The 21,208-nt window shown below is 72.9% G+C and carries 18 protein-coding genes; 7 read left to right on the forward strand and 11 right to left on the reverse strand.

Annotated features, from left to right (window positions below):
* Positions 1 to 97: 97 nt before the first annotated feature.
* The 5 genes from GYH36_RS14455 to GYH36_RS14475 all read right to left on the reverse strand — a co-directional run bounded on the left by GYH36_RS14455 (position 98) and on the right by GYH36_RS14475 (position 7,663).
* Positions 98 to 2,317: a peptidase C14 gene (locus GYH36_RS14455; RefSeq protein ID WP_203231885.1), complete on the reverse strand. Its 2,220-nt coding sequence runs from the start codon at positions 2,315 to 2,317 to the stop codon at positions 98 to 100.
* 85 nt (positions 2,318 to 2,402) lie between these two features.
* The gene (locus GYH36_RS14460; protein WP_203231886.1) at positions 2,403 to 4,673 is read right to left on the reverse strand and encodes a peptidase C14; all 2,271 of its coding nucleotides are present in this window, start codon (positions 4,671 to 4,673) and stop codon (positions 2,403 to 2,405) included.
* A gap of 407 nt (positions 4,674 to 5,080) precedes the next feature.
* Positions 5,081 to 6,145, reverse strand: a complete 1,065-nt coding sequence (locus GYH36_RS14465; RefSeq protein WP_162290192.1) for a GNAT family N-acetyltransferase — start codon at positions 6,143 to 6,145, stop codon at positions 5,081 to 5,083.
* A gap of 164 nt (positions 6,146 to 6,309) precedes the next feature.
* A complete protein-coding gene (locus tag GYH36_RS14470; RefSeq protein ID WP_162290193.1) occupies positions 6,310 to 6,912 on the reverse strand; it encodes a HEAT repeat domain-containing protein in 603 nt (200 codons plus the stop codon).
* A gap of 61 nt (positions 6,913 to 6,973) precedes the next feature.
* The gene (locus GYH36_RS14475; RefSeq protein WP_162290194.1) at positions 6,974 to 7,663 is read right to left on the reverse strand and encodes a GntR family transcriptional regulator; all 690 of its coding nucleotides are present in this window, start codon (positions 7,661 to 7,663) and stop codon (positions 6,974 to 6,976) included.
* Between the two features lie 148 nt (positions 7,664 to 7,811).
* Between GYH36_RS14475 and GYH36_RS14480 the strand changes: the two genes are divergently transcribed.
* Genes GYH36_RS14480 through GYH36_RS14495 form a run of 4 tightly spaced genes read left to right on the forward strand, consistent with a single transcriptional unit; the run spans position 7,812 to position 12,479 of the window.
* Positions 7,812 to 9,485: a hypothetical protein gene (locus tag GYH36_RS14480; RefSeq protein WP_162290195.1), complete on the forward strand. Its 1,674-nt coding sequence runs from the start codon at positions 7,812 to 7,814 to the stop codon at positions 9,483 to 9,485.
* Complete coding sequence (locus tag GYH36_RS14485; protein WP_162290196.1) at positions 9,482 to 10,279, forward strand: SDR family NAD(P)-dependent oxidoreductase; 798 nt, start codon at positions 9,482 to 9,484, stop codon at positions 10,277 to 10,279. Before GYH36_RS14480 ends, GYH36_RS14485 begins: the two co-directional genes overlap by 4 nt.
* Positions 10,276 to 11,589 carry an enolase C-terminal domain-like protein gene (locus tag GYH36_RS14490; protein WP_312028651.1) on the forward strand — a complete coding sequence of 438 codons (1,314 nt, stop codon included), beginning with the start codon at positions 10,276 to 10,278 and terminating at the stop codon, positions 11,587 to 11,589. The genes GYH36_RS14485 and GYH36_RS14490 overlap by 4 nt, the downstream gene beginning before the upstream one ends.
* Positions 11,586 to 12,479: an SDR family NAD(P)-dependent oxidoreductase gene (locus GYH36_RS14495; RefSeq protein WP_162290197.1), complete on the forward strand. Its 894-nt coding sequence runs from the start codon at positions 11,586 to 11,588 to the stop codon at positions 12,477 to 12,479. Before GYH36_RS14490 ends, GYH36_RS14495 begins: the two co-directional genes overlap by 4 nt.
* Positions 12,480 to 12,541: 62 nt before the next feature.
* Here GYH36_RS14495 and GYH36_RS14500 read toward each other — a convergent pair whose 3' ends face one another.
* The 4 genes from GYH36_RS14500 to GYH36_RS14515 form a co-directional block, all read right to left on the reverse strand.
* Positions 12,542 to 13,339: a hypothetical protein gene (locus GYH36_RS14500; RefSeq protein ID WP_162290198.1), complete on the reverse strand. Its 798-nt coding sequence runs from the start codon at positions 13,337 to 13,339 to the stop codon at positions 12,542 to 12,544.
* Positions 13,340 to 13,377: 38 nt separating this feature from the next.
* Positions 13,378 to 14,805, reverse strand: a complete 1,428-nt coding sequence (locus GYH36_RS14505) for an AAA family ATPase (RefSeq protein ID WP_162290199.1) — start codon at positions 14,803 to 14,805, stop codon at positions 13,378 to 13,380.
* Between the two features lie 157 nt (positions 14,806 to 14,962).
* On the reverse strand, positions 14,963 to 15,298 hold the full coding sequence (locus GYH36_RS14510; RefSeq protein WP_162290200.1) for a nuclear transport factor 2 family protein: 336 nt from the start codon (positions 15,296 to 15,298) through the stop codon (positions 14,963 to 14,965).
* Positions 15,299 to 15,354: 56 nt separating this feature from the next.
* Positions 15,355 to 16,167 carry an SDR family NAD(P)-dependent oxidoreductase gene (locus GYH36_RS14515; protein ID WP_162290201.1) on the reverse strand — a complete coding sequence of 271 codons (813 nt, stop codon included), beginning with the start codon at positions 16,165 to 16,167 and terminating at the stop codon, positions 15,355 to 15,357.
* Between the two features lie 70 nt (positions 16,168 to 16,237).
* Here GYH36_RS14515 and GYH36_RS14520 point away from each other — a divergent pair, with 70 nt between their 5' ends.
* Complete coding sequence (locus GYH36_RS14520; protein ID WP_162290202.1) at positions 16,238 to 17,242, forward strand: C-terminal binding protein; 1,005 nt, start codon at positions 16,238 to 16,240, stop codon at positions 17,240 to 17,242.
* Positions 17,243 to 17,326: 84 nt separating this feature from the next.
* Positions 17,327 to 18,181 carry a fumarylacetoacetate hydrolase family protein gene (locus tag GYH36_RS14525; protein ID WP_162290203.1) on the forward strand — a complete coding sequence of 285 codons (855 nt, stop codon included), beginning with the start codon at positions 17,327 to 17,329 and terminating at the stop codon, positions 18,179 to 18,181.
* 16 nt (positions 18,182 to 18,197) lie between these two features.
* On the opposite strand, the gene GYH36_RS14530 is transcribed toward GYH36_RS14525, so the two are convergent.
* Positions 18,198 to 19,070 (reverse strand): SMP-30/gluconolactonase/LRE family protein, encoded by an 873-nt coding sequence (locus GYH36_RS14530; protein ID WP_203231887.1) that lies wholly within the window; start codon positions 19,068 to 19,070, stop codon positions 18,198 to 18,200.
* A gap of 209 nt (positions 19,071 to 19,279) precedes the next feature.
* On the opposite strand from GYH36_RS14530, the gene trpS reads away from it, so the two are divergent.
* Positions 19,280 to 20,443: a tryptophan--tRNA ligase gene (gene trpS / locus GYH36_RS14535; RefSeq protein WP_162290204.1), complete on the forward strand. Its 1,164-nt coding sequence runs from the start codon at positions 19,280 to 19,282 to the stop codon at positions 20,441 to 20,443.
* A gap of 108 nt (positions 20,444 to 20,551) precedes the next feature.
* Here trpS and GYH36_RS14540 read toward each other — a convergent pair whose 3' ends face one another.
* The gene (locus GYH36_RS14540; protein ID WP_203231888.1) at positions 20,552 to 21,100 is read right to left on the reverse strand and encodes a hypothetical protein; all 549 of its coding nucleotides are present in this window, start codon (positions 21,098 to 21,100) and stop codon (positions 20,552 to 20,554) included.
* Positions 21,101 to 21,208 lie beyond the last annotated feature (108 nt).

Here is a 21,208-nt window from a genome sequence, read left to right on the forward strand (position 1 = left end):
CCCCCCCCCCCCCCCCCCCCGCCGCCCGCGGCGCGCGCGGCGCCCCCCCCCCCCCCCCCCCCCCCCCCCCCGCCCGGGGGGGGGGGGGGGGGGGGCGTCAGACGACGAGGTTGCCCGTCGTGACGACGCGGTCGCCGTCGTCGGGGAACGCCGTGCGGGTGACGCCCTGCTCGACGTTGCCGCTGTGGAGGACGAACGAGTCGCCGCCCAGGGCGGACGGTGCGAGCGCCAGGGTCCCGCCCGCAAAGGTCGAGCCCGTGGCGGACCACTTGTTGATGCCGGCGTCGAGGTTCACGTGCCCAGTGTCACCCGACGGCGCGGTGCTCCGGACGCCGTCGAGTGCCCACGTGACCGGCTTGTCCGCCTTCGCCCGGCGCAGGAAGCTCCCGCCCGCGGGCTTCCCCTCGAGCCGCGCGCTGCCGTCGAGCCGGATCGTCTGCTCGGCCGCGCCTGCCGCGACGAGGGCGACGTTGCGCACGACGCCGCCTCGCACCGTGAGGTCGCCGCTCGCCGTGACGGTGCCCTCGCCCTCGGCCGCCTCGAGCGTGCACGCGTCCAGCACGACCTGGCCCTTCCCGGCGAACGAGGCGTTCTTCAGCCCGTTCAGGGTCGTGCGGACGAGGTGCACCGGGTTCGTGACGTTCGCCTGGGTGATCGCGGTGTCCGGCAGGACCGCGAAGCGCGATCCCTCGATGACGTTGGGTCGCTTCGACAGCGCCGACGCCTGGGAGATGATCAGGGTGTCGTCGGCCTGGCAGCCGCGAAGCTGCACGCCGTCGGCGTTGACCCACAGCATCCCCGAGCCCGCGAGGCCCTCCTTGCGGATGACCTGCACGTCCTCGAGCGTGAGGTCGATGACCTTGACGCGCGCGACGAACCACGAGCACACGTGCCGCGTCACCGTGATGCGCTTGGCGGCCCCGCCCCAGGCCGCGCCCGAGTTGGCGAACGTCATGAGGCCCGAGTTCCCCACGTAGGTGAGGTCATGCTCGTACTGGCCGTGCGTGACGAACGGACCCTGGTCGTCGCCGTCGCCGTGGCAGTTCTCCACGAGCCCGTACGACGACGCGGTCCAGTCGTTGAGGTGCCGCGCGTTGGTCGTGTGGCAGTCGACCACGTGCCCGTAGTTGCAGTAGATCTGCTGCGTCAGGTAGCCCGCGCCGCCCCACGTGACCGACGCCGGGTTGGTCAGCGAGCAGCCCGCCGTGCGGAAGAACGTGCTCCAGCGGCGCATGACGAGCGGCCAGAACGTCGCGACGCCGTGGACGTTCTCCACGTCGCAGCGCACCGCGTACTCGTAGGCGATCGGGTGCGAGCCGGTGTACTGGTCGCCGTCGGGCCGGCCGCGGAACGCGAGGTTGCGCACGTGCACCTGCTCGACGGGCTCGACGCGCGTCCACGTGAGCGTGCGGCCCTTCGCGAGCGACCAGCCCGCCTTGTAGTTGACGCGCACGTGGGTGGCGTCGACGATCTGCGTGATCTGGACGAGGCGCTGGAGCTCCCGCTCCCACCGGCCGGCGAGCGCGTTGACCTCGACGGCGTACCACTGGCCCACCTCGAACTGCGACGAGTCCGCGACCTCGTAGTCGTCGCGCAGCTCCGGCATCCTCGCGGTGAGGGTGTTCGTCCGGACGTCGTCCGTGACCTTGCCACGGAAGAACAGCACGGCCGCGAACGGGTCGTCCTGGCCGGCGTCCTCGATGCCCTCGGTGGTCATGAGGTGGTTGCCGAAGTCGAGCTCGAGGTTCGAGCGCGTGAAGGTGTGGCGGCGGGTGAAGTTGAGGTCGGTTCGGGCCTCGATGCGCGTGACGCTGAGGTCGTCGACGAGGGCGTCGAGCGCGTCGTCGGCGGGGGTGTCGGGGCCGAAGAGGCCGAACCAGCGGAAGTCTCCGGTGCCGGTGTGCAGGGTGTGCCAGCGGCCCTTGGCTCCCGCGTCCTTCGGGGCGAGGACCGTGCCGCCGTTCGGGGCGGCGGTGGACTTCGCGTCGTAGCGCAGGAGCCGGGCGGCGCCGTCGCCGGGGGTCGCGTGGCCGAGGAGCTGGGCGACGGTGCCGTCGTCGAGCTTCTTGGTCTTCCAGCCCGTGAGCTCGGCGACGGTGGCGGCGACGAGGACCTCGGCGTCGGGCTCGTCGTCCTTCTTCGCCGCGAGCGGCGCGCCGACGAGGGGCGCCGCGTGCGCGCTGCCGCTGCCGAGGGCGACGGCGCCCGCGGCGAGGGAGGCGATGCCGGCGACGCGCAGCAGGTTGCGTCGCGAGGGCGGCTGGGCGCCCTCGCCCGGTGCGGCCGTCGTCGGCTCGGTCGTGGTCTCGAGGGTCATGGGTGTCCTTTCGTCGGCCCGTGCACGACGGCGCGGGTGTCGGTGGGGAGGGGGGATCAGGGTGCCCGGGCGTCGCCCGGACGGGTCACACGGTGAGGTTCGCGTCGACTAGCACGCCGTCGCCTGCGGTCGGCAGCCCCGCGCGGTCGACGCCGGTCTCGACGTTGCGGGCATGGAGGACGAGCACGCCGTCGGGCAGGTCGAGGCGACCGCCCGTGAACCGCGACCCGGTCGCGGAGTAGCGGTCGCCGGGGCGCAGCGCGACGTGCGCGGTGCCGTCGGGGGCCTGCAAGTCGGTGCCGCGGAGCATGACGTCCACGGCCCCCGCGCCGGTGCCGCGCGAGACGAGGGCCCCGGCCGTCGTCGTGCCCGCGGCCCGGACGCCGTCGAGCACGAGCCGCTGGTCGCGCGCGCCGCTGAGCCGCACGCCCACGCCCTGCCACGACCCGCCCGTGACGGTGACGTCCGCCGAGCCGAGGTCGACCGGCGCAGCCGGGGCGTCGTCCGTGCCGCCCACGAGCTCGCAGTCGGTGAACGTCACGGGGCCGGCGCCGCGCAGGATCGTGCCGTCCACGCCGGTGAGGCGGGTGCGCACGAAGTGCACGGGGTTCGTCACCGGCGTCTGGTGCAGCACGGACCCCGCGGGCAGCGCGAACGCGCAGTCCTCCACGACCGTCGGGCGTCGCGACAGCGACGACCGCTGCCCGACGGCGAAGAAGCCGGCCGTGCAGCCGCGCACCTGCGCGCCGTCGGCGTTGATCGTGAGCGTGGCCTGCGGGTCGAACGTCGACCGCGCGACGACGTGCACGTCCTCGAGCGTGAGGTCCGTGATCTTGGTGCCCGCGACGAACCACGAGCACGTGTGGTGCTTGACCGTGATGCGCTTGGCCGCCGTGCCCCACTGGCCGCCTGAGTTGGCGATGTCCATGAGCCCGCTGTTGCCGACGAACACGAGGTCGTGCTCGTACTGGCCGTGGGTCGTGAAGGGGTTGCCGCCCTGGTCGTCGCCGTCGCCGTGGCAGTTCTCCACGAGGCAGTACGCCGACGCCGTGAGGTCGTTGAGGTGCCGCGCGTTGTGGCTCGTGCAGTCGGAGACCCGCCCGTACAGGCAGTAGATCTGCTGCGTGAGGTAGCCGGCGCCGCCGTAGAACACCGTCGGCGGGTTGGCGACCGAGCACCGCTTCGTGACGAAGTGGGTGTTCCAGCGCCGCATGATGACGGGCCACCATGTGCGGTGGCCGTGGACGTCGGAGACGTCGCAGCGCACCGCGTACTCGAACGCGACCGGGTGCGAGCCGGTCATCTCCCGGTCGTCGGGCAGCTCGCCGTTCGCCGGGCCGTCGAAGGGCCCGGAGCCGTGGAACGTCATCGCGCGCACGTGCACCTGCTCGACGGGCTCGACGCGCGTCCAGGTGAGCACGCGCCCGGCGGGCAGCTCCCAGCCGTTCTTGTAGTCGACCCGCACGTGCGTCGCGTCGAGCACCTGCGTGACCTGGACGAGGCGCTGCAGCTCGCGCTCGTCCCCGCCGCCGCCCGGGCGCTCGTCCGAGCGCAGCGCCCACCACTGCCCGACGGCGAACGCGCCCGCGTCCGCGACCTCGAAGACGTCCGTGAGGTCGGGGAGCATCGCGGCGAGCGTGCGCTCCTGCGTCTCGTCGGTCACGCGACCCTGGAAGAACAGGACCGCGCCGAACGGGTTGTCGTGGGCGTTGCGCTCGATGCCCTCCGTCGTGACCGTGCGCCCGCCGAAGTCGAGCTCGAGGTTCGAGCGCGTGAACGTGTGGCGCCGCGTGAAGTTGAGGTCCGTGCGGGCCTCGATGCGGGTGATGCTGGGGTCGTTCACCAGGGCGTCGAGCGCGTGGTCGGCGGGGGTGTCGGGGCCGAAGAGGCCGAACCAGCGGAAGTCGGCGGTGCCGGTGTGCAGGGTGTGCCAGCGGCCGGTGGCACCGGCGTCGCTGGGGGCGAGGACGGTGCCGCCGTTCGGGGTCGCGGTGGACCTCGCGTCGTAGCGGACGAGGCGGGCTGCGCCGTCGCCCGGGGTCGCGTGGCCGAGGAGCTGGACGACGGCGCCGTCGTCGAGCTTCTTGCCCCTCCAGCCGGTGAGCTGGGCGACGGAGGCGGCGACGAGGACCTCGTCGTCGGGCGTGTCGTTCTTGCCCGCGGGGAGCGTGCCGACGAGGGGCGCCGCGTGCGCGCTGCCGCTGCCGAGGGCGACGGCGCCCGCGGCGAGCGAGGCCATGCCGGCGACGCGCAGCAGGTGGCGGCGCGAAGGCGACGACGCCGCCTCGGTGGTCGTGGGGTCGGTCGCGCCGGAGCTGATGGGCGCGGGGCGGGTCTGGGATCGGGGAGTGGACAACGGGGGCACCCTTCGTGACGTCGGGAGGACGCCGTGCGGGCGGGCGACGCGGTGGCTCCGGCGGCCCGGGGCTGCGGGGTGTTCCGGGGGAGCGGTGCTGCGGGGGTCGTGCGGTTCCGGTGCTGGGTAGGGGGTCAGCGGGTTCGTGCGCGTCGTTGCGACGGTGAACCGGACTCTCGGAGAGTAACGGGATGCTATGGCATCGTCAAGGGCAAGTGAGAGCACATCTACGCAGGTCAGGTCGCTGTGGCGCCTCCAAAAGTGCCATAGCAAGTGTGTTCCCACGGGAGCGCACGTGCCGACGACGCCGAGGTAGGGCCGTGGTCGCGCGAGGTAGAGCCCCGGTTGCGTGCCCAGGGCTCTACCTCGGCGGACCGGGGCTCTACCTCGAGGGGTGGGTCAGCCGGTCAGAGGTAGTCGCCGGGCCAGTGGAAACCCAACCCGGCCGCGGCGGAGTCGCGGAGGTGCGCGACGACGTCGGCCGCCGCGCGGACGGGCCGGAGCATCCCCGTCGTGTCGGTCGCGGCGACGGGCGCGTCGAGCACCGCGGCGGCGAAGCGGTCGGTCAGGGCGTGCGCGGGGAGGCGCACCTCGACGGCGGGGGGGCCGTGCAGGTGCGCGCGGTGGAGCATGGTGCGTGCGAGGGCGTCGACGACGTCGCGCGCGCGGTCCGATGCCGGGTCGACGCCGAGCTCGCGGACCTTCAGCACGTCCGGCTCGGGCTCGAGGACGAGGTAGCCCACGACCTCCCCGTCGGCCGCCCGTGCGGTGAACACCTCGGCGCCGGAGTACCAGAGCGGGATGCGCCGCTCCCAGTGCTCGGCGGTGCGTCGGACGGCGAGGGGGCGCGGCCCGTCCGCCACGGTGTCGAACGCGTCGTGCAGCGCGGCGAGCTGCTCCCACCGCAGCGCGACCGACCACGCGGGCCACGGGACGCCGGGCAGGCGTTCGGTGCGGGTCCGCACGGGGGCGTCGCCCACGAGGTCCGACGGCGCGGCACCCGTCGGGAGCCCGTCGTCGTCGAGGTCGTCGTGCCCGGGGTCCGGCTCGTCGACCGGACGCGGCGCGCCGCGCAGGAGCGGCATGTCGAACGTCTCGAAGCCGCTCGACCGGTAGACGTCCGGGGTGCCGGTGAACAGGAGCGCGACGTCCGCGCCGTCCTGCTCCATCTGCTCGACGGCCCGCGCGAGCAGCGCGCGGACGAGGCCCCGTCCCCGCGCCTCGGGGGCGGTCGCGACGTTCGCGACCCCGCCCGCCCGCAGGGTGCCGCCGCCCGGCCCGCCGAGCTCGCGCGGGGTCCAGTACACCGAGCCCACGACGCGGCCGTCGTCCCGGTCGACGGCGACGTGCGTGCGTTCGAGCCGGCCGTCGTCCGTCTCGTAGACCGGCACCATGAGCGGCGCGTCGAACGCTCGGCCCCACAGGGCGTAGAGCGCGGGGACGTCGTCGGGCGTGGCGGTGCGCAGGTGCATGGCAGTCCAGGGTCCGGGCCGGTGTTGACGGGATGCTATAGCAAAAGTAGGGTCGCGGGACGACCGTCGGCGTGCGACGCGACGGACCGTGCGGGCCGGGCTGGGCGCGCACGAACGCCCCGGATGGCGGCGGTGCCGCCATCCGGGCTCCTGCCCGCCTGCGATCAGCCGAGCCGATGGGCCGCCTGCCGGACGGACGGGCGCGGGTCGTCTGCCGCGAGCGCCGCGTACGTCGCGAACCGGGGTGAGCCCACCTCGTGCAGGACGTGCAGCGCCACGATCCGCTGGTGCTCGAGACCGGACTCCCACGCGGCGACGGCGCACCGTTCCGCGGCCGGTGCCCGGAGCGTGCCGAGCGACAGCAGCGCGCGACGCCGGACGTACTCGTCGTCGTCGGCGAAGAGCGTCAGGAGCAGCGGGGTCGCGTCAGGCCCGATGGCGGGAAGATACGCCGCGATCTGCCACCGTGCGTCGGGCTCCGCCGACTCCGGTGCAGCGCAGACGTGCTCGGCGACGCCGGCCAGCGTCGCGGGGTGCTCGGAGAGCAAGTCGGCCAGGTCCTCGGCCTCGTTGTCGCGCGCGAGGAGGTAGAGGAAGGAGGTCTTCTCCGCGTCGCTCCATCGCGTGAAAGGGCGTTCGCCGACGAGGTCCCGGGCGCAGGCGTACGTCCCGGGCCACTCCTCGTAGTCCGTCTCCCACTCCCCGCAGTCCTGGGGATGCGTCTGCGCCCAGGCGGCGAACTCTTCGGCGGCGCGCTCGATGTCCATCCGGCGACCCTAGGCGGCCCGGGTTCGCGAGAGTCGCAGCACGGCGCGGACGCCGCGGCGGTCAGCCGCTCGCCGCGGCGGGCTCGGCCTCGTCGTCCGTGTGGCTCGCGAGGCGCGCGGCGGCCTCGCCGATGTGCTCGGCCATGACGCGCTGGGCGGTGCCCGGGTCGCCGCCCGCGATGGCGTCGACGATCAGGTCGTGGGTGCGTGCGTGCGCGACGCGCGCCTCGGGCTCGAGCGCGGCGTTGGCGGCGCGCAGGAAGCCGGTGATGCGGCTGCGGAGCTGCGCGTTGAGCGTCATGAGCATGCGGTGGTCGGCCATCTCCCAGAGCTGCTCGTGGAAGCGCCGGTCGAGCTCGAAGACGCGGGCGTTGCTGCCCTTCTCGGCCGCCTGGACCATCTGCTGGACCGTCTTGCGCAGCTTCGCCTCCTTCGCCGGGTCCCAGGCGTCCTGGACCCGCACGACGGCGAACTGCTCCAGCAGGGTGCGCAGGCTCGAGATCTCCTCGAGGTCGCGGCTCGTGAGCGCGGCGACGCGCGCGCCGCGGTGGGGGAGCCGCTCGACGAGGCCCTCCTGCGTCAGGCGCGTGAGCGCCTCGCGCACCGGGATGTGGCTCGTGCCGAGGCGCTCGGCGAGCTTGCGCTCGACGAGCCGCTCGCCCGGCGCGAGGTCGCCGCTGAAGATCGCCTCGCGCAGCTCGACCGTGACCCGGTCGGCGACGTTCTGGTCCGGCACGCTCTTGAGCGCCATGGTTTCTCCGTGGTGTCGTGGGGGCGGCGGGCTCGGATCGTCGGGGGTCGGGCGCCGCTGAAGGATAGCGGCCACGGTGTCGTCCCCGGGGCGTCCCGACCGGACAACATGCTATAGCATCGGCACTCCCGAGCCCAGAGGAGGTGCGATGGTCGCCCTGCACACGCGGGCCCCCGTCCCCGCGTTCGTCGGCCTGGCTGGCGTCGCCGTCCGCGACGTGACGCCCGCCCCCGGCATCCGGGCGCGCAACTGGGGCCCGGCGGACTGGGACGTCTCCGAGGGCACCCACCGCGCGATGACGCTCACCGCGGTCGCCCTGGCGGAGCAGGACTCGCCCGACGACCCGCTCGTGCTCGTCACGGTCGACGGCACGTGGTGGCGCCGCGTCGACGACGAGGCGACGTTGCGCGCGACCGTCCTCGACGCGACCGGGCTGCCCGTCGAGCGCCTGCTCGTGTCGCTCTCCCACACGCACGCCGGGCCCGTCCTGTGCTCGGGCGACGCCGACCTCGCGGGCGGCGACCGCGGCGTCGCCTACCTGGACGACCTCGCGCGCGCAGCGGCCGACGCCGCCGTGGAGGCGATCGGGTCCCTCCGGCCCGCCACCCTCGAGTGGACGACCGGCCGCTGCGGCCTCGCGTCGAACCGCGAGGCGCTGCTCGACGGCTGCGCCGGCGGGGACGCGGGCACGACCGCGGGAGCCGCTGCGGAGAGCACGTCGCCCCGGCCGCTCGTCGGCTTCAACCCCGACGCCGGCACCCCGTGCTCGCCCGGCGCCGACCCCGCGGACGACACCGTCGTCGTCGGGCGCCTCACCGCACGCTCGGCGCCCGCCGGGGAGACGCGGCCCGACGGCGCCGCGCCCGTACGCGAGGACGTCACCCTCGCGACGATCGTCAACTACGCGTGCCACCCGACCACGCTCGCCTGGCAGAACCGGCTCGTCTCGCCCGACTACGTGGGCGCGATGCGCGACCTCGTCGAGCGCGAGACGGGTGCCCCCGTCGCGTTCCTGCAGGGCGCGTCGGGCGAGCTCGCCCCGCGCGAGCAGTACACGGGCGACACCGCCGTCGCGGACCGGCACGGCACGTCGCTCGGCCACGCCGTGCTCGCGGCGCTCGCCGAGCTCCCGCCGCCGGGTACGGAGCTGGAGCTGACCCACGTCGTCGAGTCCGGCGCGCCGCTCGCGGTCTGGGAGCCCGCGCCGTCGGCCGCGCTTCCTGGCACCGGCACCGGCACCGGCACCGGCACTGGCACCGACGCCCGGCCCGACGCCCGCACGCTCACCGCCGTGGCAGAGCCCGTCACGCTCGACCTGCGCGACCTCCCGACGTGGGACGAGCTCGAGGCCGAGTGGGCCGACATCGACCCGCGCTCGCGCGAGGAGCGCCTGCGCCGCGCCCGGAGCCTGCGCGACGGCTACGTCACCGGCCCGACCGTCCAGCACCCTACGTGGGTGTGGCGCGTCGGCGAGGCGCTGCTCGTCGCGCACCCGGGCGAGGCGTACTCGCGCCTCCAGCGCACGGTGCGCGCCCACGCCGGGACGCGGCCGGTCGTCGTCGCGAACCTCACCAACGGGCCCGGCTTCGTCTACCTGCCCACTCGCGAGGCGTACGACGTCGGCGCCTACCAGGCGTGGCAGTCGCCGCTCGCGCCGGGCTCGCTCGAACGCCTGGAGCGGCACGCGTGCGCCGTCGTCGACGACGTGCTCGCCGACGCCGCCGCCTGGCCCCCCGGCGACGCCGCACCCGCCGCACCGACACCCGCCGCACCGACACCCGCCGTGTCCCCGACCCGTCCCGTCCCCGAGGAGGACCAGTGACCGTCCCCGCCCCCGACGCCCCGCGCGTCCCGCTCGCCGTCGTCACCGGGGGAGCGGCCGGCATCGGCCGTGCCGTCGCCGAGCGTCTCGCGACCGACGGGTTCCGGGTCGTGTGCGCGGACGTCGTGCAGCACGACCTCCCCGCACTCGACCTCGGCGCCGTCCCCGACGCGCCCGGGCTCGTGTGGGCCCCGCTCGACGTCACCGATCACGCCGGCGTGCGCGCCGCGTTCGACGACCTCGCCGCGGCGTTCGGCGGGATCGACGCGCTCGTCAACAACGCGGGCATCCAGCGCCACCGCGCGCTCGAGGACCTCACGTGGGACGAGTGGTCGGCGGTCGTGGACGTCAACCTGCACGGCGTCTTCGCGTGCCTCCAGGCGGCGGGTCGCCACATGCTCGCGGCGGGCCGGGGCGCCGTCGTCAACATCTCGTCCGTCTCGGCCCGCGGCTCCGCCGGCCGGGCCCCGTACTCCACGACCAAGGCCGCCGTCATCGGGCTCACCGCGACCGCGGGCGCCGAGTGGGCCGCGCGCGGCGTGCGGGTCAACGCCGTCGCGCCCGGGTACATCGACACGGGCGTGTTCCGCCAGGGCGTCGCCCAGGGCACGCTCTCGGAGGAGACGATCCTCGCGCGCATCCCCGCCCGCCGGCTCGCCCAGCCGGAGGAGATCGGCAACGCGGTGAGCTGGCTCGTGTCCGACCAGGCCGCGTACATGGTCGGGCAGACCGTCTACGTCGACGGCGGTTTCCTCGTCGACTACGGCGTGCCGCTCGCCAAGAAGCCGGAGTGAGCGTGGGGTCCGCCGCGCGCGTCGTCGCCGTCCGCACCGCGACGACGGTCGTCCCGCTGCCGCAGCCGCTGCGCCTCGGCGCGATGACCGTCGAGCGTCGCGAGTACGTCGGCGTGCGGGTCGTCGCCGAGACGGACGACGGCCGGACGGTCGCGGGGGAGTCGTACGCGCTCACGCGCGAGGCGCCCATGGCCGAGCTCGTGGACCGGCTCGTCGCCCCGCACGTGGTGGGCCGCGAGGTCGTGGCGACCGACGGCGTCGCCGCGCGCGAGAGCGTCGGTGCCGCGGGGGACGCGGCCCTGCGCGGGTCCGCGATCGTCGGCCGCGTGGGCCTCGTGCGGCGCGCGATCGGCCTGGTCGACGTCGCGCTGTGGGACCTCGCGGGCCGGCTCGCCGGGCGCCCCGTGTGGTCCCTGCTCGACGACGGCGCGGACCTCGCCGGGTCCGCGGAGCCCGGTGTCGGCGGCGACAGAGGCGTTCCGTCACGTGCCGTCGCCGGGAGTCCCCGGGACGTCTCATCCGGGGCGGCCGTCGCCGTGCCACGCCCCGCGATCCTCGTCGCCGCGTACCCGACGCCGGCACGCACCGCGCGCGACGTCGCGGACGAGGTGCTCGCGCACGCGCGCGCCGGGTGGCCGCTGCTGAAGATCTCGCGCTCGCCCGACCGCGCGCTCATGCGCGACCTGCTCGCGATCCTGCGCGCCGAGCTGCCCGACGTCACCGGTCGCCCGACCGTCCCAGGGCGCAGCGGCGTCGTCGTCGACGTGGGCTTCGGCTGGCGCGACGCCGACGAGGCGCTCGGGGACCTCGACGCGTGGGGCGTCACGGGCGCGGCGGGGGAGAGCGCGCCCGCGCTCGCGTGGCTCGAGGACCCGCTGCTGCCCGAGGACGCGGTCGGCGCGGCGCGCGTCCGCGACGCGTCCGGGCTGCCGCTCTCCGTGGGCGACGAGGTCACCGACCCCGAGGTCTTCGCGCGGCTCGACGCGCTGGGCGCACTCGACGTGCCGCGCGTCGACGTCGTCGCGATCGGCGGCATCACGGCCGCCGACCCGCTCGTGCGCGCGTGGTCGGCGCGGGGGAAGGTCGTGTCCAGCCACGTGTACCCGGAGGTGAGCGTGCACCTGGGCGGCGCGGCGGGCATCGGCGTCGAGACGTTCGACCGATCTCCCGCGGGCAACCCCTACGACCCCGCGCCGCTGCTCGTGCGCGGCGGTCCCGTGTTCGACGTCGGCCACGCGACCCCGCCGGACGCGCCCGGCCTGGGCTTCACGCTCGACCCCGACCGCTTCGACCTGGAGGCAGCCCTGTGACCGGACCCTCGGCTGGACCCGCGAGCGAGCACCGCAGCGTCGTCGTCACCGGCAGCGGCAAGGGCATCGGCCGCGCCGTGGCCGCGCGCCTCACCGCCGACGGGTGGACCGTCGTCGGGCTGGAGCGCACCCCGGGCTCGGGGACGCTCGAGGAGGGGGTGTGCGCCGACGTCGTGCTGGGCGACTCGCGCGACCGCGAGACCCACCGCGAGGCCGCGCGGGCCGCGCGCGACCTCGCGCCGCTCGCCGGATGGGTGAACAACGCGGGCATCACCGTCCGCACGCCGCTGCACGCGCTCGCCGACCCGGAGCGGGCGGCGCAGGTCGAGCAGGACGCGCGCGACGTCGTCGAGATCAACGGTCTCGGCTACCTCTGGGGCTGCGCCGCCGCCGTCGAGGCGTTCACCGACCAGGTGAGCGGCGGGTCGATCGTCAACATCGGCTCGATCCACGGCCGTGCGGCGTTCGCTGACCACGCCGCCTACGAGCTGACCAAGGGCGGCATCGACGCGCTCGCGCGCTCCGTCGCCGTGACGTACGGGCGGTACGGCATCCGCGCCAACACCGTCGCGCCGGGCGGGGTGCGCACCCCGCACCTCGACGCCCAGATCGCCCGCGCGGCCGACCCGGCCGCCGAGGAGCGCGCCCTCGCCGAGGGCCCGCCGCTCGGGCGCATCGCCGAGTCCGCGGAGATCGCCGCGCTCGTCGCGTTCCTGCTGTCCGACGAGGCGGGCTACGTCTCCGGCCAGTCGATCGCCGCCGACGGCGCCTGGACCGCGTCGTTCGGCGACCCGCCCCACGACCCGGACCTCGACGCACGCTATGAAAGAACTTGTGCTCGCGCTAGCGGTTCGGCAGCTGAACCGGGCCGGCCGCGTTTGGAAGACTAGCTGCTACCGATCGGTGATCGAGACGGTTCGTCGAGACTGCTGCGAACGCACCGTGCGCCCTTCTAGGCTCCAACCCTCCGTTTCAATACCGCTAGCCAGTTGGAGCGAGAAAGCAGCAAACCTGAACTGCTATGCAGTTGATTGCAGAGCAAATCCTTGTCGGATGCCGCTTTGGACAGATTTCCAAACTGCCTTCGCGTTGCCACGCTAGCGAGGGCGAGCACGTCCTTCCCGCGGAACCGCAGAGCATCCGCATCGCAATCGGAATCGCACGAACTGATCATTACCGCATCGCTCGGAACCGCGGAAACGTTGCCGTCCGAATTTCGAAGCACATCCAAGGTGCGCCGGCGAAGCGCGAGGCAATACTCAGGGACTTTCAGTCTCATTTCACCCTTGGAGTCCACATATTTTTCGATTTCGACCTCGTCGAAGGCGATCCCCCAAGCCTGACGACGACTTGCGGCGCGCAACCGGGAAACCGGAGCAGCGAGCCGAATAAGCAATCGAACCACCGCGTCGGGCCCCCCGGCCGCCTGTATTTTTGGCCGCGAACCCGTGTGCTCGAGAACCAGGGCAAGAACGCCCAAGCCAATCAGCATCGCCTCAAGGTCGGCACCCTCGTACGGGTGATGAACCGAGGCTAAGTCAGCAAAATCGAGAGGGTCATCGAAATCAGGATCTGTAATGCATGTGAAGTCGGAAATGCCGCTTTCAATCAGATCGCGCGCAGTCTCGATCGCGTTCGGCTTTCCAGCGGCCGGGAAGAACTGGGCGCCCTCGAGATGCGGTTTAAGAACCAGAGCGTCGTCGGGCCCCTCTACTACGACTACAGGGCTGTCACTCGCGCGGACATGCATCCGAATTCGGTCGGAGAGGACGTCATGACCCCTGAGCGTCATTCCATACCGCCGAGCAAGTCGTCGATGTCGAAGTCGAAGTCATCGCTCTGACTCGCCTCCAAGTCCGGTGGAAGCCGTAGTTCAAGTGCCTCTTCGATATCCCATCTGCCGTTGACTATCGCTGTGGAGTGAGTAGCAAGGATTACCTGGTGGTTGCGCACAGAAGCAACCCGCGAGATATCTTCCAGGAATGCATGCTGCCATGCGATGTGCATCGAAATTTCTGGTTCGTCTATCAGTACAATTGAATCCTCGCTCGCAGTGAAGAGCAAAGCCGTGAAGAGAGCAACCAAGTGCTGCTCGCCAGAAGACAGACTCGATACACGAATCCTTCTGCCAGAGAAACTCTCGAAACCTAATCGACCGTCGCTGTCTATCGTAGTCCTCTTCCCGGACTCTCGGAGCTTGGTATCCAAGATGTCGCGCAGCGTTTCGAGTTTCTCATTGAGTGGCAGAAGTGGCTGTAGCCGCGCCTCCCAATCGTCCAGAAATGGGCTCAGAATGCGCCGGACCGTAGGTGTAGTGCTTTCCGGGAATGGCGGGAGCTCCTCGCCGACGGCGAGGCCGTTCCGCGAAAGCCGCTCGTAACTTGCCACTATGCGGTCATAGCGCGCATGCAGTTTTCTCTCATTGATCGTTTTCTTTGCTACAGCAAGCGCGCGCATTGCGAAGCTAATATCGCTCTCTTGGGTCGCGCGAATCGATGCGCGCCGCGCCTGGACGACTTCCACCCGGATCTGCTGGACATAACGGTGGATTCGATCTGCGACTACGAAGTTGGGGTCTCTTTCGCGACGGCCCCGCACTTCGTGTGCTGCAGGGGCATCGAGTCTCTTTGTGTCGATAAGAATTGGCGCTACGGCGGTAGAGATTTGGAGAATTTGAGGTATCTTGTCAAATCGTTTCGCGCGCGACTCTGGCAAGGTTACGCGGTACGCGTTCTCGATCAGAGCTCTAGATACAACCCTGGCACTTCGTGTATCGAACCAATTCCCGTCGGGCCTCTCTTCGAGATGTGTGGGTAGCGGGAGCCCGTCCTCAGTGCGCGTACCGGAGAGGACTGCAGGCCCTTCAAGGGTCTTGCCCCCCTGAACGAGAGAGTATGTGGCAGTTGGCTTTTCATCAAGGGATGGCCCGCGTTCGACGATCATCGACTGGCCTTCATTAAAGTCGAATACGGCCTTTTCGAACGGAAGCGAGGATAGTCCGTCAATATCCAACGCAAGGGCGTGTTTAGTGATGCTTAGGACATGCGTTTTTCCAGCGCCATTCGGAGCGGTTATGATGGTCGGAGAGTTTGGCCGAACAGCGATCTTGTGATCAGCGTATCCGAATAGCCCAGTGATGCTTATAGAGGTGAGTTTAGGCACGGGCGTTCTCCACACCTTCCGGTAGACGCGATCGACGGCGTTCGTGTCGAGCACAGGGCGGTTGCTCGTCGTGAGCCTAGCGCCGAGGCCGCACGTAGGCGAGCGATTCGGTGGCTGCCCCTCGGCGAGCGGCCATGGGGTGTCGGTTCCGCCAAGGAGTTTCGTCGCTCAGGTCGGTGCTGGGTGCGCTCGTTAGGCCGCCGCCTTTTGTTCATTCGTCTTTAACCATGCTCGCGCGGGTGATGAGGCCGTCGCGGACCTCGAACGTCGCGATGGTCTCGCCGGTGCCGTTCGACGTCGTGACGAGCTCGCGCGCGACGAGCCAGCGGTCGCCGAACGTCACGGACGCGTCGATGACGCAGTGCAGGGCGGCGTCCTCGAACCGACTCGCGTAGAACGCGCGCAGGGCGTCGCGGCCGACGATCGGCTCGGGGGTCACGCCGCTGACGACGGCGTCGGGTGCGTAGGTCGCGCAGAAGCCGTCGAGGTCGCGGACGTTGAACGCGTCGACCTGGGCGGTGACGACGGCGGACGGGGACGTGCTCATGGGTGCCTCCTCGGGCAGTGGTGGGCGAGTGTCGCGGCGGACCGGCGGACCGGCGGTCAGTCGATCCGGACGCCGCCGTTGACGTCGTACGTCGCGCCGGTGACGAACCCGGCGCGCGGGGAGGCGAGGGACGCGACGACCCAGGCGACGTCGTCGGGCGTGCCGAAGTCCCCGAGGGGGATGGACGCGGTGAGCCCGGCACGGGCGTCGGGGGCGAGCTGGTCGGTGATCGCGCTCGTCACGGGGCCGGGGGTCACGGCGTTCACGCGGATGCCCTCGCTCGCGAGGATGCGCGCGAAGGAGCGCGTGATGGCGAGGATCGCGGCCTTGCTCGCGGCGTAGTGCACGCCGGTCTTGAGCGCGCCCTGCTCGCCCGCGATGGACGAGAGGTTGACGATCGCGCGGTCGCGCGCGGCCCGCTCGTCGGGCGTCACCGACGCCCCCGCGGGTTCCGGCCGGTCCGCGCGCAGCAGCGGGAGCGCGGCGCGCGACAGCACGAACGTTCCGCGCGCGTTGGTCTCCATGACCATGTCCCACTCGTCGAGCTCGATGTCGTCGAGCGCGCGGTAGGGGCACACGCCGCCGTTGTTGACGAGCACGTCGAGGCGTCCCCAGGCGTCGGTGACATCGGCGACGAGCGCCTCGACGGACGCGGTGTCGCGCAGGTCGAGGCGCGAGACGCGCGTCGCGGCGCCCTCCTCCTCGCACCGGGCGGCGGTGGCGCGCGCGCCGGCCTCGCCGCCGGTGTACGTGAGCCAGACGTCGTGCCCGTCGCGCGCGAGCTGGAGGGCGGTGGCGGCACCGATGCCGGAGCTGGCGCCGGTGACGAGGGCGAGGCGGCGGCGGGCGCCGTCCGGGGCAAAGGTCATGAGCCCACGCTATAGCATCCGACCGGCCCGAGGGTTGGTCGAGCGTGCTATTTGCTATAGCATTCCTCGCATGACAGCCGACACCGTCGTCATCACCGACTGCGACCTGCCCGGGACCGCGTGCGAGGACACCCTGACCGCCGCCGGGCTGCGGGCCGTGCGCGCTGCGGCGCGCACCGAGGACGAGGTGATCGCCGCCGTCGAGGAGGCCGCCGCGAGCGGGTCCGCGCCCTCCGCGCTCGTCGTGCAGTGGGCCCCGATCACGGCCCGCGTGCTCGACGCCGTCGCCCGGCCGGGCGGGGTGCGCATGGTCTCGCGCATGGGCATCGGCTACGACATGGTCGACGTCGCGGCCGCCACCGAGCGCGGCGTCGCCGTCGCGAACACCCCGACCTACTGCATCGAGGAGGTCGCGAGCCACACGGTCGCGATGATCCTCACGCTCGACCGCGGCCTCGTCGCCTACGACCGCGCGCTGCGCGCCGGCACGTGGGCGCCGACGGCGCAGCACGTCGCGCGCCTGTCCAGCACGGTCGTCGCCGTGATCGGGTACGGGCGGATCGGCTCCGAGGTCGCGCGCTCCGCCCGCGCGCTCGGCTACCGCGTGCTCGTGCACGACCCGTTCGTCGATCCGCAGGCCGTGGCGTCCGACGGGCACGAGGCCGTGGGGATCGACGAGGCCGTCGCGCGCGCCGACGTCATCACGCTGCACGCGCCGCTCACCGACTCGACGCGCCACCTGCTCGACGCCCGCACGCTCGCCGCCGCGAAGCCGGGGGTGCGGGTCGTCAACACGTGCCGGGGGCCGCTCATCGACGAGGACGCGCTCGCCGACGCGCTCGCGTCCGGCCACGTGGGCTCGGCCGCGCTCGACGTCTACGCGACCGAGCCGCTGCCCGCCGACTCGCGCCTGCGCACCCTGGACAACGTGCTGCTCACCCCGCACGCCGCGTGGTTCTCGCCCGAGGCCATGCAGGACCTCCCCGTGCACACCGCGCGCAACGCCGTCGACTTCCTCGCGGGCCGGCCCGTGCCCTCGATCGTCAACCCGGACCACGCGAGCGCCCTCGCCTGAGAACGCGCACACTGCTCTCGCACCGCGGCGCTCCGCAGCACGTCGCGGTCGGCCCCGCCCGCCCCAGACCTAGGAGACCCACCCGTGCAGCTCGTCCGACTCGGCCCCCTCGGCCAGGAGCGTCCCGCCGTCCGCGAGGACGGGGTCGTGTACTCCCTCGACCCGCTCACCCGCGACATCGACGGCGCGTTCCTCGCGGCCGACGGCGTCGGCCGGGTCCGCGCGGCGCTCGCCGCGGGCGCGCTGCCCGTGCTCGACGGCGCGGACGACCTGCGCGTCGGCGCGCCCGTCGCCCGGCCCACCGCCGTCGTCTGCATCGGGATGAACTACGCGGAGCACGCCGCCGAGTCCGGCTCGGCGCCGCCGGAGGTCCCGATCGTCTTCTGGAAGCACTCGAACACGGTCGTCGGCCCGCACGACGACGTCCTCGTGCCGCCCGGCGCGACGACGGTCGACTGGGAGGTCGAGCTCGGCGTCGTGATCGGCCGCCGGGCGCGCTACCTGTCGTCCCCGGAGGAGGCGCTCGACCACGTCGCGGGCTACGTCCTGTCGCACGACGTCTCCGAGCGCGACTACCAGATGAAGGTCTCCGGCGGTCAGTGGTCCAAGGGCAAGAGCTGCGAGACGTTCAACCCGCTCGGCCCGTGGCTCGTCCCCGCCGACGAGGTGGACGTCCAGAACCTCGGGCTCCGGTCCTGGGTCAACGGCGAGCCCCGCCAGGACTCGACGACGGCCGACATGATCTTCGACGTCGCGTACCTCGTGCACCACCTGTCGCAGTACATGGTCCTCGAGCCCGGCGACCTCATCAACACCGGGACCCCGCAGGGCGTCGCCCTGTCCGGGCGCTTCCCCTACCTGCGCGCGGGCGACGTCGTCACGCTCGAGATCGACGGCCTGGGCCGCGCCGAGCAGCGCGTGCGCGACGCCGTCCGCTGAGGCCCCGCGGCGCCGCTCAGCCCGCGAACGGCAGGGCCGGGAGCCCCCGGACCCCCGGCTCCGCCACGAACAGCGACCCCGACGCGGCCTCGTCCGCGTCGGGGTCGTCCAGTCCCTGGCGCGACGTCGTGACGAACAACCGGTCGAGGTCGTCGCCGCCGAACGTGCACGCGCTCACCTGCGACACCGGGAGCGGCACGACGGCGTCGAGCGTGCCGTCGGGGGAGTAGCGCCGGACCGCGCCGCCGCCCCACAGCGCCACCCAGACGCCGCCCTCCGCGTCGACCGTGAGGCCGTCCGGCATGCCGTCGTCGGGGTCGATCTCCACGAACGGGCGACGCCGCACGAGACCGCGCGGGTCCTCCGCGGCCGGGACGACGTCGAGCACGTCGATCCGCCGCGTCGCCGAGTCGACGTAGTAGGCCCGGGACCCGTCCGGCGAGAACCCGAGCCCGTTCGACACCTCGATGCCGTCGAGCACGACGCGCGACGAGCCGTCAACCTCTACCCGGTACAGCGCGCTCGGCCGCTCGCCCTCCGCCTGGCCGCCCGCGTAGAACGCGCCGTCGGGTCCGGCGGCCCCCTCGTTGAGGCGGACCGTCGGGTCGTCGACGAGCGTCGCGAGCGTGCGGACCGGTGCACCGTCGTCGTCCGCGACCGCGACCGACCGCGCGAGCCCGACCACGAACCCGCCCCCGGTCCGCGGCCGCACCACGGCCGCGTGGTCGCCCACGTGCAGACGATCGAGGCCGCCGTCGGGCCGGAGTGTCAGGAGGTCGCCCGCGAGCATGTCGACGTACCGGAGCCCGCCCCACCCGGGCCACCACACCGGGCCCTCGGCGTGGTAGGCGACGGGACCGGTGACGTTCTCGACGGAGATCTCAGGCATCCGACCATTCTCGCCGAGGGGCTCGCCCACGCGAGGCCGGGCGTAAGGTGGGCGCATGATCACGCAGAGCTGGTGGTGGCTGCCCCCGCAGCCGTGACCTGTCCTGCCCACGTCCCGAGCTGCGCGCCGCAGCCGGGACGTCGTCATGTCCGGGCCGGTCCGGTCCTCGACCGGACGTGGTGCGTGGCTCCCCACCGAAGGAGAGCACCATGACCACGACCCTCGACCCGACCGAGACGACCCACCCGACCGCCACGGCGTCGTCGACCGGCTCCCCGTCCGCGTCCTCGGCCACTCTGCCCTCGTCGACCGCGTCCGTCGCCGCCGCGCGGGAGCGGTCCGCCGAGATCGAGGCGCGGCTCGCGACCGACCCGTCGGGTTTCCGGGTCCTCACCGGCGACCGTCCGACCGGCGCGCTGCACCTGGGCCACTACCTCGGCACCCTCGCGAACCGCGTCCGGCTCCAGGACGACGGCGTCGAGGTCGTGCTCGTCGTCGCCGACTACCAGGTGATCACCGACCGCGACGACCCCGGCGACCTGCGCGGGACCGTCCGCGAGGTCGTCCTCGACTACCTGGCCGCCGGCATCGACCCCGCCCGCACGACGATCTTCGCCCACTCCGCCGTCCCCGCCCTCAACCAGCTCCTGCTCCCGTTCCTCAGCCTCGTCACCACCGCCGAGATCGAGCGCAACCCGACCGTCAAGACCGAGGCCGCCGCGGCCGCAGCGCGGCATGGCCGGCCCATGAGCGGCCTGCTCTTCACCTACCCGGTGCACCAGGCCGCCGACATCCTGTTCTGCCACGGCAACCTGGTCCCCGGCGGGCAGGACCAGCTCCCGCACGTCGAGATCACGCGCACCGTCGCCCGCCGCTTCAACCAGCGCTACGCCGCCGCGCAGCCGTACTTCCCCGAGCCCGACGTCCTGCTCGCGCCAGCGCCCACCGTGCTCGGCACCGACGGTCGCAAGATGAGCAAGTCCGCGGGCAACGCGCTCGAGCTGCGCGACGACGAGGACGCCACCGCGCGCTTCGTGCGACGTCACCGCACCGACTCCGAGCGCCACGTGACCTACGAGCCCGAGCGCCGACCGGAGGTCGCCAACCTCCTTACGCTCGGCGCGTTCGCCGCGGGGATGACGCCGGAGGCGCTCGCGGACGAGGTCGGCGCGGCAGGCGCGGTCCGGCTCAAGCAGGTGGTGACGGAGGCGCTCGTCGAGCACCTCCGTCCCCTGCGCGCCCGGCGGCGGGCGCTCGCCGCCGGGGACGGCCCCGACCCGCTCGACGTGCTCCGCGAGGGCAACGCCCGCGCGAACGCCGTCGCCGACCGCACGCTCGCCGACGTCCGCGGCCTCATGGGCACCGCGTACTGACGCACCGGCTCGCGGGTCGGTCCCGTGACGCGCCCGGGGACGAGTGCTGCGCTCGCTGCGCAGCGCTCGACCCGTGGCGCATCTGCTGGGGCGGCGCCCCGCCCGTCGTCAGACGTCCAGGCCGGCCCGGTCGACCTTGCGGTGGAAGCGCATGCCGGCGATGCCGCCGAGGACGGCACCGACGAAGCTCACGACGGCGGCCGCGACGAGGGCGATGACACCGCCGGTCGTGAGGTCGCTCGGGCTCACCGGGATCTGGGGGAACGCGTTGAGCTGCGAGAGCACGTTGAACTGGCTGCCCGCTACGAGCCCCAGCAGGGCGAGCACGATCGCGATGACCACGGCCCACAGCCACACCGCGAGGCCCTGCTTCGCGCCGTCGAAGCGCGCCATGCGGCCCGCGACGTACCCGCCGCAGAAGTACGCGACGAACAGGACGACGACCAGCACGATGCCGCCGACCACGCCGATCGTCCCGGCGTTCTCGGTCGCCTGCTCGACGGCCTCCTGCGCGTCGGTCGTGCCCGACAGCCCGAAGGCGGCGCCCGCCGCGGCGGCCAGGGCCGTGAGCAGGACGGCCGTCCCGGTGGCGGTGAGCCACCCGAAGAAGGCCGAGCCGATCTTGATGCCGCCGTACTCCTCCTTCTCCCGCGCCACGACGGAGTCGCGGTCACGGGCGAGGGCCTCGTGGGCCCCACGAGGGTCCGTGCGGCCGGTATCCGTGACGCGAGGGTCGGTGCCTCGCGGGTCCCCACCGCGGGGGTC

The organism is Cellulosimicrobium composti, assembly GCF_010287905.1.
GTDB classification, from domain to species: domain Bacteria; phylum Actinomycetota; class Actinomycetes; order Actinomycetales; family Cellulomonadaceae; genus Cellulosimicrobium; species Cellulosimicrobium composti.